At 66.8% G+C, this 15,364-nt stretch carries 14 protein-coding genes and 1 pseudogene; 11 read left to right on the top strand and 4 right to left on the bottom strand.

Annotated elements, in window-relative coordinates; genetic code table 11:
• The first annotated feature begins 306 nt into the window (after positions 1-306).
• Together pheS and pheT are read left to right on the top strand one after the other, a co-directional pair.
• On the top strand, positions 307-1,824 hold the full coding sequence (gene pheS / locus V2L32_RS13190; protein WP_331232898.1) for a phenylalanine--tRNA ligase subunit alpha: 1,518 nt from the start codon (positions 307-309) through the stop codon (positions 1,822-1,824).
• Entirely contained in the window at positions 1,824-3,578 is a 1,755-nt protein-coding gene (gene pheT, locus V2L32_RS13185) for a phenylalanine--tRNA ligase subunit beta (protein ID WP_331232897.1), read from the top strand. The genes pheS and pheT overlap by 1 nt, the downstream gene beginning before the upstream one ends.
• Here the strand turns inward: pheT and V2L32_RS13180 are convergent.
• Positions 3,575-5,353, bottom strand: a complete 1,779-nt coding sequence (locus V2L32_RS13180; protein WP_331232896.1) for a serine hydrolase — start codon at positions 5,351-5,353, stop codon at positions 3,575-3,577. The two genes, pheT and V2L32_RS13180, sit on opposite strands and share 4 nt — an antisense overlap.
• 104 nt (positions 5,354-5,457) lie before the next feature.
• Between V2L32_RS13180 and V2L32_RS13175 the strand changes: the two genes are divergently transcribed.
• From V2L32_RS13175 to V2L32_RS13140, 8 genes are all read left to right on the top strand, one after another.
• Complete coding sequence (locus V2L32_RS13175) at positions 5,458-6,423, top strand: glutathione S-transferase family protein (RefSeq protein ID WP_331232895.1); 966 nt, start codon at positions 5,458-5,460, stop codon at positions 6,421-6,423.
• Positions 6,424-6,467: 44 nt separating this feature from the next.
• Positions 6,468-7,778 (top strand): aminotransferase family protein, encoded by a 1,311-nt coding sequence (locus tag V2L32_RS13170; protein WP_331232894.1) that lies wholly within the window; start codon positions 6,468-6,470, stop codon positions 7,776-7,778.
• 171 nt (positions 7,779-7,949) lie between these two features.
• Complete coding sequence (locus V2L32_RS13165) at positions 7,950-8,753, top strand: HD domain-containing protein (RefSeq protein ID WP_331232893.1); 804 nt, start codon at positions 7,950-7,952, stop codon at positions 8,751-8,753.
• A 128-nt stretch (positions 8,754-8,881) separates the two neighbouring features.
• Positions 8,882-9,211 carry a HalOD1 output domain-containing protein gene (locus V2L32_RS13160; protein WP_331232892.1) on the top strand — a complete coding sequence of 110 codons (330 nt, stop codon included), beginning with the start codon at positions 8,882-8,884 and terminating at the stop codon, positions 9,209-9,211.
• A gap of 45 nt (positions 9,212-9,256) precedes the next feature.
• Positions 9,257-10,429 carry an inorganic phosphate transporter gene (locus V2L32_RS13155; RefSeq protein ID WP_331232891.1) on the top strand — a complete coding sequence of 391 codons (1,173 nt, stop codon included), beginning with the start codon at positions 9,257-9,259 and terminating at the stop codon, positions 10,427-10,429.
• A gap of 298 nt (positions 10,430-10,727) precedes the next feature.
• Positions 10,728-11,207 (top strand): Lrp/AsnC family transcriptional regulator, encoded by a 480-nt coding sequence (locus tag V2L32_RS13150; RefSeq protein ID WP_331232890.1) that lies wholly within the window; start codon positions 10,728-10,730, stop codon positions 11,205-11,207.
• A gap of 117 nt (positions 11,208-11,324) precedes the next feature.
• A complete protein-coding gene (locus V2L32_RS13145) occupies positions 11,325-11,507 on the top strand; it encodes a hypothetical protein (protein WP_331232889.1) in 183 nt (60 codons plus the stop codon).
• Entirely contained in the window at positions 11,504-11,854 is a 351-nt protein-coding gene (locus V2L32_RS13140) for a DUF7344 domain-containing protein (protein ID WP_331232888.1), read from the top strand. The genes V2L32_RS13145 and V2L32_RS13140 overlap by 4 nt, the downstream gene beginning before the upstream one ends.
• Positions 11,855-11,943: 89 nt before the next feature.
• On the opposite strand, the pseudogene V2L32_RS13135 reads toward V2L32_RS13140, so the two are convergent.
• Positions 11,944-12,175: pseudogene (locus V2L32_RS13135) on the bottom strand (AbrB/MazE/SpoVT family DNA-binding domain-containing protein).
• 149 nt (positions 12,176-12,324) lie between these two features.
• Positions 12,325-12,741 carry a type IV pilin N-terminal domain-containing protein gene (locus tag V2L32_RS13130; RefSeq protein ID WP_331232886.1) on the bottom strand — a complete coding sequence of 139 codons (417 nt, stop codon included), beginning with the start codon at positions 12,739-12,741 and terminating at the stop codon, positions 12,325-12,327.
• A 390-nt stretch (positions 12,742-13,131) separates the two neighbouring features.
• On the opposite strand from V2L32_RS13130, the gene V2L32_RS13125 reads away from it, so the two are divergent.
• A complete protein-coding gene (locus V2L32_RS13125; protein WP_409348443.1) occupies positions 13,132-14,940 on the top strand; it encodes an SLC13 family permease in 1,809 nt (602 codons plus the stop codon).
• Here the strand turns inward: V2L32_RS13125 and V2L32_RS13120 are convergent, their stop codons facing one another.
• A complete protein-coding gene (locus V2L32_RS13120; RefSeq protein ID WP_331232885.1) occupies positions 14,941-15,348 on the bottom strand; it encodes a universal stress protein in 408 nt (135 codons plus the stop codon).
• Positions 15,349-15,364: the final 16 nt, after the last annotated feature.

The following is a 15,364-nucleotide window of genomic DNA, read 5'->3' as shown; positions in this document are numbered from 1 at the left end:
GACACGTCCCCGGTGTCGTTCGGTTCGTGATCGAGAGAGTATGAGCTTCTACGACGATCCCTACGAGCGGCCGCCCGTCCCGAGGGACGCCCGTCCACGGCAACGTTTATCATCGGATACCCGAATCCGTCCGTATGGTTTCCGAACCCGAAACCGGTGTCCGAACCGCACGCGAGCAGGCCGCGAGCGTCGACGGGTTCGGCTTTTTCACCTAGCTGCGGGCGACGGATCGCGAGCGCACGTCTCGCGTGAACCCGTCCACGGAGTCCGGAACCGCTAAGCGACTGCTCCGAAACGACACCGACAATGAGACTACCAGCGACACAGGTCGCCGTCCTCCGGGCGGCGAGCGCCGAGGAGTACCGGGAGATTGATCGAATCGCCGACGAGACGGGGGAGAAACCGGAGACGATCACGGGAGCGGCGTTCGCCCTCGAGGAGGCGGGGCTGCTCTCGGTCGCAGAGGAGACCGAGGAGACGCTCACGCTCACGGAGGAGGGCGAGAGCTACGCCGAGAGCGGTCTGCCCGAACGACGGCTCTACGAGACGGCACTCGACCTCGGGGCCGACGACTCTTCCGTTTCGATGGGCGAGATCATCGGCCGCTCCGGTCTAGAGGGCGGGGAGGTCGACATCGCGCTCTCGAACTTCGCACGCAAAGGACTGGGCGGGATCGACTCCGGTGAGCTTTCCGCGACGCCCGACGCCGGCGAGGACGAGGAGGCGACCGCGCTCTCGGCGATCTCTTCGGGCGGCTCAGTCGACGACGAGGCGACCCTCGACGCGCTCGACCGGCGCGACCTGATCGAACGGACCGAACGGACCGTCCGATCCGTGAAGCTCACCGACGAGGGCGTCACCGCACTGATGGAAGGCCTCGAGGAACGAGATACCGTCGGTGAGATCTCCTCCGACTTACTGACCGGCGAGACTGCGGCCTCCGGTGACTGGGAGACGGTCGAGTTCGCGCCGTACAACGTCGAGGCGGAGGCCGCGACCGCTCCGGCCGGCCGGAAACACGTCCTCCGCCAGACGGCGGACAGGGTGAAGGACGTCCTGATCGGGATGGGCTTCCGGGAGATGGACGGGCCGCACGCGGACGCCGACTTCTGGATCAACGACTGTCTGTTCATGCCCCAGGACCACCCCGCACGTACGCACTGGGACCGGTTCTCGCTCGAGGCGCCCGAGCGGATCGACGACCTCCCCGAGGACCTCCTCTCGCGAGTCGAGTCCGCACACAGGGACGGTGTCGGACCGGACGGAGAGGGGTATCACTCGCCCTGGTCCGAGGAGATGGCGAGAGAGATCGCACTGCGCGGCCACACCACCTCGCTCTCGATGCGCTACCTCTCCGGACACGCGGTCGGAACGCTCGAACCCCCACAGCGGTACTTCTCGGTCGAGAAGGTCTACAGAAACGACACGCTCGACCCGACACACCTCCTCGAGTTCTTCCAGATCGAGGGCTGGGTGATGGCCGAGGAGCTCTCGGTACGGGACCTGATGGGGACGTTCACCGAGTTCTACGCGAGCTTCGGCATCACCGACATCCAGTTCAAACCCCACTACAACCCGTACACGGAGCCGAGTTTCGAACTCTTCGGACACCACCCCGAGACCGGCGAACTGATCGAGATCGGCAACTCGGGTATGTTCCGTCCCGAGGTCCTCGAACCGCTCGGGGTGGAGTGTGACGTGATGGCGTGGGGGCTCGCGCTCGAACGCCTCGCGATGCTCGTCACCGGCGCGGAGGACATCCGCGACCTCCACGGCACGCTCGTCGACATCGACTTCCTCCGGAACGCGGAGGCGATCTACTGATGCCCGTCGTCGACATCGACACGGACGAGCTTCGCTCGCTCGCCGGCACTGAGAAAGACGATGAGGAGCTGAAAGCCGACCTCTTCGGTCTGGGGCTCGAGTACGAGGGCGAAACTGAGGAGGGAGAGCTCCAGTTCGAGTTCGCGCCCGATCGACTCGACCGGCTCTCGGTCGAGGGGGTCGCCCGTTCGCTCCGGTATCACTACGGGCTCGACCGGGGGATCTCGGTCCCCAGGACGAACAGCGCGGACTGGGTGATCGAGGTCGAGGAGTCGGTGCCCGAGGAACGGCCGTACGTCACCGGGGCGATCGTCAGGGGACTCTCGCTCGACGAGCGGACGCTCGACTCGCTGATCCAACTCCAGGAGAAGCTGCACGCGACGATGGGCCGCGGCCGGGCGAAGGGCGCGATCGGGGTCCACGATCTGGCGATGCTGAAAGGTCGTGCGGCCCGGACGGCCTCCGACGGGTCGGACGAAAGCGGCCCCGGGACGGCCGAGAACCGGCCGACGATCCGCTACACGGGCGTCGAGCCCGACGGCGAGCGGTTCGTCCCCCTCGACTCGGACGCCGAGCTAACCCCCGGCGAGGTGCTTACGGAGCATCCGACCGGCCGCGAGTACGCCACGATCGTCGAGGACTACGGGAGGATGCCGGCGATCTACGACGAGATCGGGCTGTTCTCGTTCCCGCCGGTGATCAACGGTCGACGCACCGAGGTGACGACCGACACGCGGGAACTGCTGGTCGAGATGACCGGCACCGACCAGTGGACGATCGACAGGATGCTCGCGATCGTCTGCTACGCGCTCGCCTCGCGCGGCGCGACGATCGAGGAGGTCACGGTGCGCTACCCGGATCGAGAGCTGCTGCGTCCCGACCTCGAGACCGAGTCGAAGCTCGTCGCCCACGACCGGATCGAGCGCGTGCTCGGGACAGGGTTGGAGATCGAGGAGGCGATCGACTGCTTCGAGCGTGCTGGCCTCGACGCGCGGGTCTCGGAGCTGAGTAGCGAGGCGTTCACCGACTACGAGGTCAAGGTCCCGGCCTACCGGGTCGACGTACTCCACCCGATCGACCTCGTCGACGACGTGGGTCGCGCCTACGGCTTCGGCGACCTCGTACCCCGCTATCCCGACGTCGGAACGGTCGGCGGGCGTCACGAGCGGAGCCGACTGGAGGACGCGGCGCGGGAGACGCTCGTGGGGATGGGCTTCGAGGACCTGCTGAACTTCCACCTCACGAGCGAAGAGGCGACGTTCTCCCGGATGAGCGTCGAGCCGGGTACGGAGGTCCTCGGCGGGGGCGAGCCGGCGCGGATCCGCGAGCCGTACAGCGAGGAGTACGAGATCGTCCGGACGTGGGCGCTGCCGTCGCTGCTGACGGTGCTCTCGAACAACACCCACCGGCGCTACCCGCAGGAGCTCTCGGAGATCGGGCTCGTGATGGAGCGCGAGGAGGGGACGGAGACGGGCCTCGCGGAGCGACGTCACGTCGCGGGCGTCCTCGCCCGGACGGACGCCTCCTACGAGGACGCGCGGGCACGACTCCAGGGGCTCTGCCGGGCGTTCGGTGCGGAGCTAGAGACACCTGCTATCGAACACCCGTCGTTCGTCGAGGGCCGATCCGCCGCGGTCGTGATCGACGACGAGCGGGTGGGGGTCCTCGGTGAGCTCCATCCCCGGGTGCTCGTCGCGTGCGACCTCGAACTCCCGGTCGCGGCGTTCGAGTTCGACCTCGACTCACTGACCTAGGGCCACTCCACTCGGTCGATCGCCGTCTCGATGGCGTCGTCGAGATCCTCGGTCGGCACGCGCGAGTTACAGAGGACGACGACGTCGATCCCATCCGAACCCTGTCGGGCGACCGCGCTCGTCCCGTCGGTGAACCAGCCGTGGGTCGTCCGTCGCTGCGAGGGGGCTCCCGACCGCTGTGTGCCGTCGAGCTCGTACGCCGCCATGAACCGGGCGACCGCCGGTGCGGAGGCGACCAACCCCGCCGCGGCGTCCATCGACTCGACGTCGATCCCGCCGTCCGCACAGGCGACGTCGTCCCCCCGGTCGAGGTCGACCGCGTTGTAGCAGGTCCGGCCGTCGTCGTAGGCGACCTCGCGGTCGGGTCGGTCCTCGGGGAGGTTGCGCGCCGGGACCACCTCCTCGGAGCCGACGGGGTCGAGCACCTCCGCTCTCACGTACTCGTCGTACGACCGCCCCGTCACGTCCTCGATCAGCAGGCCGAGCAGCAGGTAGCCGAAGTTCGAGTAGACGCGTCGAGAGCCGGGGTCGAACTGGAGGGGACGGCCGAGGACGAAGCGGGCGATCTCCCGCGGCTCCGGCGGCCGATCCAGTCCGAGTTCGTTCGCGATCTCGATCGGCTGGAAGAGCGGGTCGAACGTCGCGTCGCGGTCCCACCCGGCCCGGTGATCGAGCAGGTGTCCGACCGTGATCTCCGAGAGCCGGTCGTCCGGCTCCTCGCCCTCCTGCGGTTCGACGTCGATCAGATCGAGCGCCGGCTCGTCGAGATCGATGGCACCCTCGGCGTCGAGGCGTCGTACCGCCGCGGCGGTCATCGGCTTGGTGACGCTCGCGATACGTACGAGCGCGTCCGGCGCGACCGCCCCGCCCCGCTCGCGGTCGTGCCAGCCGTATCCCCGGGAATGGACGAACTCGCCCTCGTGGTTCACCGCGACGGTCGCCCCGCCGACGTCGTGGGATTCGACGAGCTCCAGGAGGGCTTCGTCCACCCCAACGAGTTCGGGGAAGAAGCGTCCCGTGATCGGCCGGCCGTCGGGGCGTTCCTCGACCGTGATCGTCTCCTCCACGCGGTCGGTCTCGCCGACGTCGTCCTCGACGGTCAGCGAGACGGTGTACTCGCCCGGGTCGTCGTAGGCGTGTGCGACCGACTCCCCCTCCCCGTCGCTGCCGTCGCCGAACTCCCACCGGGTGGAACCGATCGGTTCGTCGCCCTCGTCGACGTCGGCCTCGAAGACGTACCCGTTGGGCACCGCCTCGGAGGCCAGCGAGGCGTCGATCGAGGCGCTCGGCCCCTCCGGCTCCTCTTCATCGTCGGTTTCCTCGGGTTCGTCGTCGGCATCCTCGTCGTCGGCCTCCCCGTGTTCGTCGTCGGTCTCCCCGTTCTCCTCACCCGTCCCCTCGTCGTCAGTCTCCGTCTCGGTCGGCTCCTCCGTCTCCGTCTCGGTCGGTTCTTCGGTCTCGGTCTCCGTTTCAGGGAGGTCTTCGGTCTCAGTCTCGGTCGGCTCTTCGGTCTCCGTTTCAGTCGATTCTTCGACCTCGGTCGGTTCCTCAGTCTCGGTCGGTTCCTCCGTCTCCGTCTCGGCTGGTTCTTCGGTCTCGGTGGGCGCTTCGTCCCCCGTCTCGGCTTCGGTCGATAGCCCGCTCGGGCCGTCGTCGTCGCTCCCCGACGGCGTCCGCTCCTCGTCGCCCTCCTCGGTCTGCATGCAGCCCGCAGTCCACGCGGCGAGAGCCGTTCCGGTGACGAGGAACTCCCGTCGCCGGAGTGGCAGATCCATATCCGTTGGTCGGTCGGTGAAAGTAAGTACGTTGCGCGTCCCTCGGTACCCGACGGCACGCGTCGCTCCACTCCCCCTTTAGGCGTGGAGCGTCTAGGGGGAATATGAATCAGCTCGTGGACGGGGAGTGGGTCACCGACGCCGGGGAGTACACGGACGACGACGGCTCGTTCGAGCGGGGCGAGACCACGTTCCGCGACCGCATCGAGGACGACCCCGACGCTCGGTTCCCCGCCGAGTCGGGTCGGTACCACCTCTACGTCTCCTACGCCTGCCCGTGGGCACACCGGGTGCTCGCGATCCGGGCGCTCAAGGGCCTCGAGGAGACGATCGGGCTCTCGGTCGTCGATCCGTTCCGAGCCGACGACGGCTGGCAGTTCACCCCGGAACGGGAGGGCTGTACCCCCGACCGGGTCCACGGCGTCGACTACCTCCGCGAGCTCTACGTCCGGGCCGATCCGGAGGCGACCTGTCGGGTGACGGTACCGGTGCTCTGGGACACGGTCGAGGGAACGATCGTGAACAACGAGTCGCGCGAACTCCTCCGTATGCTCGACACCGAGTTCGAGGCCCACGCCACCCGCGAGGCCGACCTCTATCCAGAGGGCTATCGGGAGGCGGTCGACGAGGTCATCGACGCCATCTACGAGCCGATCAACAACGGCGTCTACCGCGCCGGGTTCGCGACGAGACAGGCGCCCTACGACGAGGCGATCGACGACCTCTTCTCGGCGCTCTCTCGCTGGGAGTCCGTGCTCGCGGACCAGCGCTACCTCGCGGGCGATCGGCTCACCGAGGCCGACGTCTGCATGTTCACGACGCTCGTCCGCTTCGACTCCGTCTACCACACCCACTTCATGTGTAACGCGAAGCGGATCGTCGACTACCCGAACCTCTGGAACTACCTCAGGGACGTCTACCAGACGCCCGGGATCGCCGAGACGGTGGAGATGGACCACATCAAAGAGCACTACTACACGACCCACCCCGACGTGAACCCCTCGCGGATCGTCGCCCGCGGTCCCGACCTCGACTTCGCGGCGGAGCACGACCGCGACCGGTTCGACTGACCGATTCCCGCAGATTAATGCTCTCTCGCTCGCTCTGTGACTCCATGGCACAACGAGCGAAGCCGAGGCCGACGACGATCCGCCACTGGTCGTCGCCGGACGACGACGTGCCGACGTTCGTCGAGGGCAACGGAACGAGAGTGACCGACGACGAGGGTGACGAGTACCTCGATTTCGTCTCACAGCTCTACTGCGTGAACGTCGGTCACGGCAACGAGCGGATCGCGGACGCGATGGCCGAACAGGCGAAACGTCTGGCCTACGTCTCCTCCGCGAAGGGCAACGACACGCGCGACGAACTGGCCGGTCGCCTCGCGGAGATCAGTCCGGGCAAACTCTCGGACGTCTTCTTCTCGGTGTCGGGAAGCGAGGCGAACGAGGCGGCTGTCCACCTCGCACGGCGGTACACGGGCGGGGGGAAGGTGCTCACCCGCTGGCGGTCGTACCACGGCTCGACGTACGGCGCCGGCTCGCTGACGGGCGACCCGGAGACGCGGAACGCGCTCGACGACAGCGGTGCCGCGACGACCGGCGGGGTCAAGTTCCTCCCGCCGGTGCCCGATGCGTTCGACGCCGAGGGCGAGGAGCTCGCCGAGCGGGCGGCGAACCACCTCGAGTTCGTGATCAGAAACGAGGGACCGGAGTCGATCGCGGCGGTGCTCACCGAGCCGATCGCCGGGACGAGCGGCGCGTACACCGCCCCCGAGGGCTACTTCCCGCGCGTCCGGGAGATCTGTGACGAGTACGACGTCCTTCTCATCTCGGACGAGGTGATCACCGGCTTCGGCCGCTGTGGCGAGTGGTTCGGGATCGGGACCGAGAACGTGGAGCCGGACATGCTGACGTTCGCGAAGGGCGTGACGAGCGCGTACGCGCCGCTCGCGGGCGTGATCGCGCGCCCCGAGATCGGCGAGTTCGCCCGCGAGGAGGGCGTCGACCTGGGCCAGACGTTCGGCGGCCACCCGGTGGCCTGCGCCGCCGCCCACGCCGCGCTCGACGAGTACGAGGACGGCCTGATCGAGAACGCGGCCGACCTCGGGCCGGTGGTGGAGGAGCGGCTTTCGACCCTCGCCTCCGAGCACGACGTGATCAGCGACGTGGTCGGCCGCGGGCTTCACTGGGGGCTCCGGTTCGCCGATCCGGATACGGGGGAGGCGTTCGTCCACCCGTGGGTCGACGACGCCGACGAGAACCCTGTCTCCGAGGCGGCGAAGGAAGCCGGAGAGCGCGGCGTGCTCGTCGGGACGGGCCGACCCGCCTTCCAGCTCGTCCTCTCGCCGCCGCTCTGTGTCACCGAGGAGGAGATCGACGAGGCGATCGAGGTGCTGGACGCGGCGATCGAGGCGTCGTTCTGATACGGACGGCTGTCACTGGTTACCGGTGATCGCCGACCCGTACTGGCGATCACCGGTTAGAGACCACGACCGTCCCTCCGAGGCGGCGGGCAGCGATCGAAGCGGAGGCTCGAATCGGTCTGTAACCCCCTCACACAGCAAACTTTTGCCGGTCGGCGGGCACTGGCAGGTATGAACGACTCTTCCGGAAACGGTCGGTACTTCGACCCCGACGCCGACCACGCCTTCCCCGACGAGCGGCTGAACGAGGTGCTCGCGTTCGTCGACGACGACGAGGAGATCTCGACGTATCTCGAGGCCCAGAACGTCAATCCCGTGTTACGAAAGGGGTACAACGACCACGGGAAGAAACACATCGAGATCGTTCGCAACCGGGCGCTCTGTCTCTACGACCTGCTGAAAGCTGGCGGGGTGGAGTTCAACGGCGCACGGCAACAGGGGCTCGCGGAGGCAGACGAAGCGGTGATCATCGGGCTCGCGGCGGTGCTCCACGACATCGGCCACGTCGTCCACCGCGACAACCACGCCTACTACTCGATCCCGCTCGCCGCCGACGTCCTCGATCGGATCCTCCCGGAGTTCTACGGCGTGGCCGATGCCGTCCGGGTGAAAGGCGAGGTGCTCCACGCGATCCTCTGTCACCACTCCGCGGAGGAGCCGCTCACCTACGAGGCGGGCGTCATCCGGGTCGCCGACGGCCTCGACATGGAGCGTGGGCGCTCGCGGGTGCCCTACGAGAAGGGCGGTCGCGGGATCAACACGGTCTCGAGCCAGGCGATCGAGCGCGTCTCGTTGAGCGCGGGAGGGTCGGTGCCGGTCCACATCGAGATCGAGATGACCGACGCTGCCGGCGTCTACCAGGTCGACGAGCTGCTGAAGTCCAAACTCGACGGCTCCGGCCTCGACGAGTACGTCCGGATCGTCGCGCTCAACGCCCGCGAGGAGGGCAGCCTCGTCGAACGCCTCGAACTCTGAGACGGCTGCTCTCGCTGGCGACCGTCACTCGGTCGGCGTCGCCGGGTGGAGTGCGGTCGAGTACTGTCACTCACCCGAGCTGAAACTGTTAAATAGCCGGAGTGGAAATCGCGATCAGAGGCCAGACCGTGAGTGACAGGACGGAGACACCCAGCGATGGGCTCGGACGCGAGGAACCGGAGACGACCGACGGGCCGACGATCGACGAGAGGGAGTGGACGTTCGAGGTGAAGCCGGGCGAGCGCGTCAGCACGGCGCTGATAACGGCGGTCGCGGAGCTGACCGACCAGGATCCTCTGAGGATGGAACGGCCGCTCTACGAGGGCGTCGACGTGGACGCGCTCGACGCGCTCTTCTCCGGCTCCGGCTCCGAGGGCGTCGAGGAGGTCGTCTTCACCCTCGACTCCTACGAGGTCGTCGTTCACGCGGAGGGGACGATCTCGATCGTCGAGGACTGATCGGAGATAGGACGGTTTAACCCTCGTGCGTCCCTCGCTCGGAGCGTGAGCGAGTTCTTGCTCGTCGTCGGTATCGTAGTCGCCCTCTTCGTCGGGTACAACATCGGCGGGGCGACGACCGGCGTCTCCTTCGGTCCCGGCGTGGGCGCGAACGTCGTCTCCAAGGTCGGCGCCGCGCTCTTGATGTCGGTCTTCTTCTTTCTGGGCGGCTGGATCATCGGCCCCGCAGTCGTCGAGACGCTCGGGGAGGATCTCGTCCCGAGCACCGTCCTCACGCTCGAGACGGGGATCGTCGCGCTCTTTTTCATCGGGCTGGCGCTGTTCGTCGGCAACGTCTTCGGCGTGCCCGCCTCGACCTCGATGACCGCCGTCGGCGCCATCGCGGGTCTGGGCCTCGCGACCGGCACGCTCGACTGGGCGACGATGGGCCAGATCGTCGCCTGGTGGCTCGTCGCACCCGTCACGGCCTTCTGGGTCAGCGGCGTCATCGGGCGGTACTTCTACCCGACGATCAACCGGTGGGTCGCGATCGACACCGACGGGAAACGGCTCATCTCGATCGATCGCTCCGGGACGCTGCCGACGATCGACCTCGCGGACGGCGCCTCGCGGCGAGAGCTCTCGGGGTCGGCCGTCGTCATCGGGATCGGCTGTTACATGGCCTTCTCCTCGGGGGCGTCGAACGTGGCGAACGCGATCGCGCCCCTGGTCGGGAGCGGCTCGCTCACGATGAGCGCGGGCGTGCTCGTCGCCTGTCTCGCCGTGGCGATCGGGGCGTTCACGATCGCGAGACGGACCCTCGACACGATGGGTAACGACCTCACCGCGCTCCCGCTCACCGCCGCGGTGATCGTCATGGTCGTCTCCGCGACGATCGTCACGCTGCTCTCGGCGATCGGGATCCCCGTCCAGCTCGTGATCGTCTCGACGATGAGCATCGTCGGCCTCGGCTGGGGCAGAGCGTCGAGGACGACCACGGTCTCGGACGCGATGCGCGGCGAGCCCACGGCCACCTCCTTCGGCGCGCTCGCGGGCGACACGGAGGGCGAGGCGATGCCGCCGATCGGGGAGGAAGAGCCCGAGGACATGCCCACCTCCGCGGACCTGTTCGACCCATCGGCGTCCGCCCGTGTGATCGTCCTGCAGAACGTCGTCCCGATCATCGCGACGATCGGCGCGTTTCTCACCTTCCGGTTCGTGCCGGTGTTCGGGTTCTAGCCGGCCGTCGACCGTGGCGGGTGGACCCGACACGGTATCCACCTCCCGCGACCGATCGGTCAGTCCGATCCCTCGCTGTCCACTGGTCGTCGATCGAGGGGGCCTGTGGGAACCCCGTCGGAGATCCCCCGGTTTCATATCGGGTGGGATCCGACGGGGGACCGTCTACGATGCCCCGGGTTCACCGCGACCCGCCGTCGGTTGAATCCGAACGGGCCGGAGGGTTCGATCCGGTCGATCCGGCTCCGAGACGGGTCGAACCGGGGGTGTAGCCGCGACATCCACAGGGATAGCAACCATGGTACGAGACGCACTCGACGAAACCGATCGGGGCATCCTCCACCTGCTCCAGGAGGACGCCCGGACGATCACCACCGCCGAGATGGCCGACGCGATCGGCGTCTCGGCCAGCACCGTCCGCAACCGGATCGGCCGCCTCGAAGCCGACGGCGTGCTCCGAGGCTATCACCCCGAGATCGACTACGAACGAGCGGGTTACCAGCTCCACATGGTGTTCATCTGCTGTGCCCCGGTCGAGGAGCGAGCGGAGCTGGTGGCCGAGGCGATGGGGATCGAGGGGGTCGTGACGGTCCGCGAGATGCTGACCGGGTCCGCGAACGTCCACATCGAGGGGGTCGGCGCCGACTCGGAGATGGTCGACCGGATCAGCGCGCGGCTCACGAGGATCGGCCTCGAGATCGAGTCGACGGACGTCGTCAAGACGCTTCATCGACAGCCGTTCAACCACTTCGGGACCGAGCCGGTCGACGGCGAGTGAGCCACTCCCGGTGTGGAAATCGGAGCGAACCCCCACTATCCTGCGAATCGGACACTTCTAGGGGGTTCGGGACTCGGAATCGCTATTCTCCCCCCTGTCCTACGGAGGTGTGACGATGTGGATTACGCAGCGGAGGGACGGATGACGGTCGAGGACGACCGCTTGAAGGTCGCCGCGAAGTGCGCCGCCTGCACCGCGGTGTACGCCGCGTGGAAGCTCCGCGACGGGACGATCTCGCTCATCGGGATGGGCGGGGAGTGTACCTGTGGGGCGACGGAGTTCCGGGTCGTCGACGGATGAGTTCCGACCACACCCCCAAGGACCGCGACGAACTGTTCCAGGCGCTCGCCGACGACCGACGCCAGGCGGTCCTCGCCTGTCTCGCCGAGGTCGAGGGGACGCTCGCGCTGGCCGACCTCGCGAACGACGTCGTGGCCCGCGAGGGGGTCGAATCGCCGGCGAGCCCGCCGGACGCGGAAACCGAGACCGTCTACCTCTCGCTCTATCACCGCCACGTCCCGCACCTGGCCGACGCCGGCCTCGTCAGCTACGACCCCGAGCGCGAACTCGTCGGCCCCGGCCCCCGGTTCGACGACCTCGACTCGCTGCTCTCCGGGCCCGATGATACGGCTGCCGACGACGACTGATCCGGAACGTACGGGTAGTCGGTACGAGTATCGGGGGAGAGCAGTCGTTCTCGATGAACGCGAAGAGGAGGCTCCGTCCCGACGTACGTCTACCGACCTGCCTCGTCCAGCGCCGTCTCGCGCGCTCGCTCCCGGAGTTCGTCGGCCGAGCGGTCGACGTCTGCGAACTCCTCTCTGAGCGCGTCGAGCGGGTCGTCTGCAAGCGGGATGAGTTTGATTCCCGTCGTGGCGCTCGACGACGTAGTAGCGCTCGCCAAAGCGCTCTCGGATCTCTTTCGGGAGCGTGAGTCGCCCTCGCGAGTCGAGCGACGCTTTGGACACCTGGCGATGTTAGATGGGTAGGATCCAAAGCGTTCCGACGGAATCGTGTCCTGATTATCTAATCTTAACATCAAAATAATTTGTGTATTAATTTAAATTTATATTAATAAGAATATAGAAGTTTAAATCTTAAGATAAAAATTATGCGATTACGAGTTAGAGAATTCTAACTCAGTGCTCTTAATAATACTATCGCTGGGGTCGTGGACCAAAGTAACCGTCACTTCATCAGTAGCGGTTTCACCATCTACTTCCCACGAAGTCCCAGCGGATAGGATTTCCTCTCCATCTAATGCATCATCAATCGCAGTTCCGTCGACGATAAGGGACATCTCTCCTGGTTCAAGAGCATCACCTCCATCATGCGAAATGATTAGATTGTCAGTATCATCATCAACTTGAAAGCTTAGTTGAGCACTCGGTGCCGCGTTTACGTCATCCCCGAGTCCAAGCACGAACGTTCCGATCACTGCGGCGAGGATGACCGTGATCGCGACCATCAGGATGACCCCGATGACCGGCGAGACGGCGCGTTCCTCCTCCGCGAACAGGTTTCTGAGTGTCATGGTTCTTCTATGTCGTTGTGGCGCCGAGAGCGGTCGTCCGGACGGATCGTACTGGATTTCTGAATCCAGCTGATCGAGAGAAGCGACCCTCGCCTCTCCGAACCTACCCGTTTTTCTGATATACTCTCGCGCACTATTCACGTCCAACGGTGGCGAGACATATAATCTTTACGTAATTTTTAACACCTGAGTTAGTATGTTTAGCGGTCGGTTAGGACCGGCCGAGGGCGCGGAGAGCTGCCGATTCGGCCCGCCGAACGGGCTCGAAGGCGTCGGATCGCTTTCGTTGACGGTAACCGGACAGCCGCGCTCGGACCACCACCTATTTGGGACCGACGCTGGTAGGTAGCGCGTCGCAGTATGACGGTTCCGTCGCTCGTCCTGCAGGCGATGCCCCCCGTGACGACAGGGATGGTCGTCGTCTTCGCGATCATCGTCCTCGCGCTCGTACTGTTCGTCGTCGAGCCGGTGCCGATAGACATCATCGCGATCGGGCTGATCGTCGCGCTAGTGGTCTTCGAGCCCTGGACGGGGATCACGCCCGCCGACGGCCTCTCGGGTTTCTCGAGCACCGCGACGATCACGGTGCTCGCGATGTTCGTCCTGAGCGAGGGGGTGCGCCAGACGGGGGTAGTGAAACTCATCGGCGACCGGATCGTCGGGGTCACCGGAGACAGCCCGAGAAAGCAGCTCGCGGCGATCGTCGGCCTCTCGGGAAGCACCGCGGGGTTCATCAACAACACCCCGGTCGTCGCGATCATGATCCCGATGGCGACGGACATCGCCCGGCGGACGGGCACGTCCCCCTCGAGACTGCTGATGCCGCTCTCGTTCGCCTCGATGATGGGCGGGATGCTCACGCTGATCGGCACCTCGACGAACATCCTCGCGAGCGACGTCTCCGCGCGCCTGCTCGACCGCCCGTTCTCGATGTTCGAGTTCACCCTCCTGGGGTTCGTCGTGCTCGTCGTCGGGAGCGTCTACCTGCTCGTCGTCGCCCCCTACCTGATCCCCGAGCGGATCAAGGCCGAGGAGGAGCTCACCGAGGAGTTCGCGATGACCGAGTACCTCACCGAGGTGGTCGTCCGGGGTGACTCGCCGCTGGTCGGACGCACGGTCGAGGAAGCTCTCGGGGAACTCGACATGGACCTCGACATCGTGCAGGTGATCCGCCACGGCGAGCCGTTCATCGAGCCCCTGGCACGAAAAGAGGTCCAGGAGGGCGACGTGCTGATGGTCAGAACGGGGAGGGACGTCCTGATACGCCTGCTCGCCCGGCCGGGTCTCGACCTGCTCCCGACGACGATGCACGACGAGGACTTAGAGACCGGTGGCGAGGAGACCGCCCGCCAGCTCGCGGAGGTCGTGGTCACGCCCGACGCCTCCATCGTCGGGGCGACGCTCGACGAGATCAACTTCGGCGACCGTTACGACGCGACCGTGCTCGCGATCCGCCGCGGCGGCGCGATCCGCCGCGAGCGGATGGGCCAGCGCCCGCTGCGCGGCGGCGACACGCTCCTCTTGCAGGCGACCGAGGACACCGTCACCCGGCTGGACCGCCGCCGCGAGTTCGTCGTCGTCGAGGCGCTCACCCGGACCCAGTACCGGACCGGAAAGCTCCCGATCGCGATCGGGATCATCGCGGGCGTCGTCGCCGTCGCCGCCCTCGACATCTACCCGATCGTCATCAGCGCGCTCGCGGGGATCGTCGCGATGGTCGCGACCGGCTGCGTGCGCCCCTCGGAGGTCTACGACGCCGTCGACTGGAACGTCATCTTCCTCCTCGCAGGCGTGATCCCGCTCGGGATCGCCCTGGAGGGGACCGGCGGCGCGGCGCTGATCGCCGCGGGCGTCGTCCAGAGCGCCGAACTGTTCTCCCCGATCGTCGTGCTGGGGATCTTCTACCTCGTGACGGCGCTGCTCACCAACGTCATCAGCAACAACGCGAGCGTCGTGCTCATGATCCCGGTCGCCGTCGACGCGGCCGCACAGATCGACGCCAACGCCTTCGCGTTCGTGCTCGCGGTCACCTTCGCCGCCTCGACCGCGTTCATGACGCCCGTCGGTTACCAGACGAACCTGATGGTCTACGCCCCCGGCGGCTACACGTTCGCCGACTTCTTCCGCGTCGGTGCGCCGCTCCAGCTGCTGCTCGCGGTCGTCACCACCCTCGGGATCGCCTTCTTCTGGGGGCTCTAGCTAGGAGCGGACGACGAGCACGGAGCTCTCGGCCCTCCTCACCACGCGTTCGGCGACGCTTCCCACGAAGAACCGATCCAGGCCGCTTCGGCCCCTGTTCCCGACGACGAGCAGATCGATCCCGTTCTCGCTCGCGTAGTCGAGGATCTCGGCCGCCGGCGCTCCCGTCCTGACGGCGGTGGTCACTCCGACGCCCGCCTCTGCCGCCTCGCGCTCGGCGACGCGGACGGCGCGGTTCGCGATCTGTCGGTAGGTCTCCTCGGTGGCCGCCGACCTGGCGAGACGTTCGTCCGCGACCGAGAGGGCGTGGAGCTCCGCCTCGAACCGTCGGGCGATCTCGACCGCCTGCCTGACCGCTCGTTCGGCGTCGGTGCTCCCGTCGGTCGCGACGAGCACGCTGTCGTACATGGTGTGAGAGACGAGC

It is taken from the genome of Halalkalicoccus sp. CGA53 (assembly GCF_036429475.1).
Lineage (GTDB): Archaea > Halobacteriota > Halobacteria > Halobacteriales > Halalkalicoccaceae > Natronorarus > Natronorarus salvus.
Note: the sequence above shows the minus strand (reverse complement) of the source record. Positions and strands in the feature narration are given on the sequence as shown.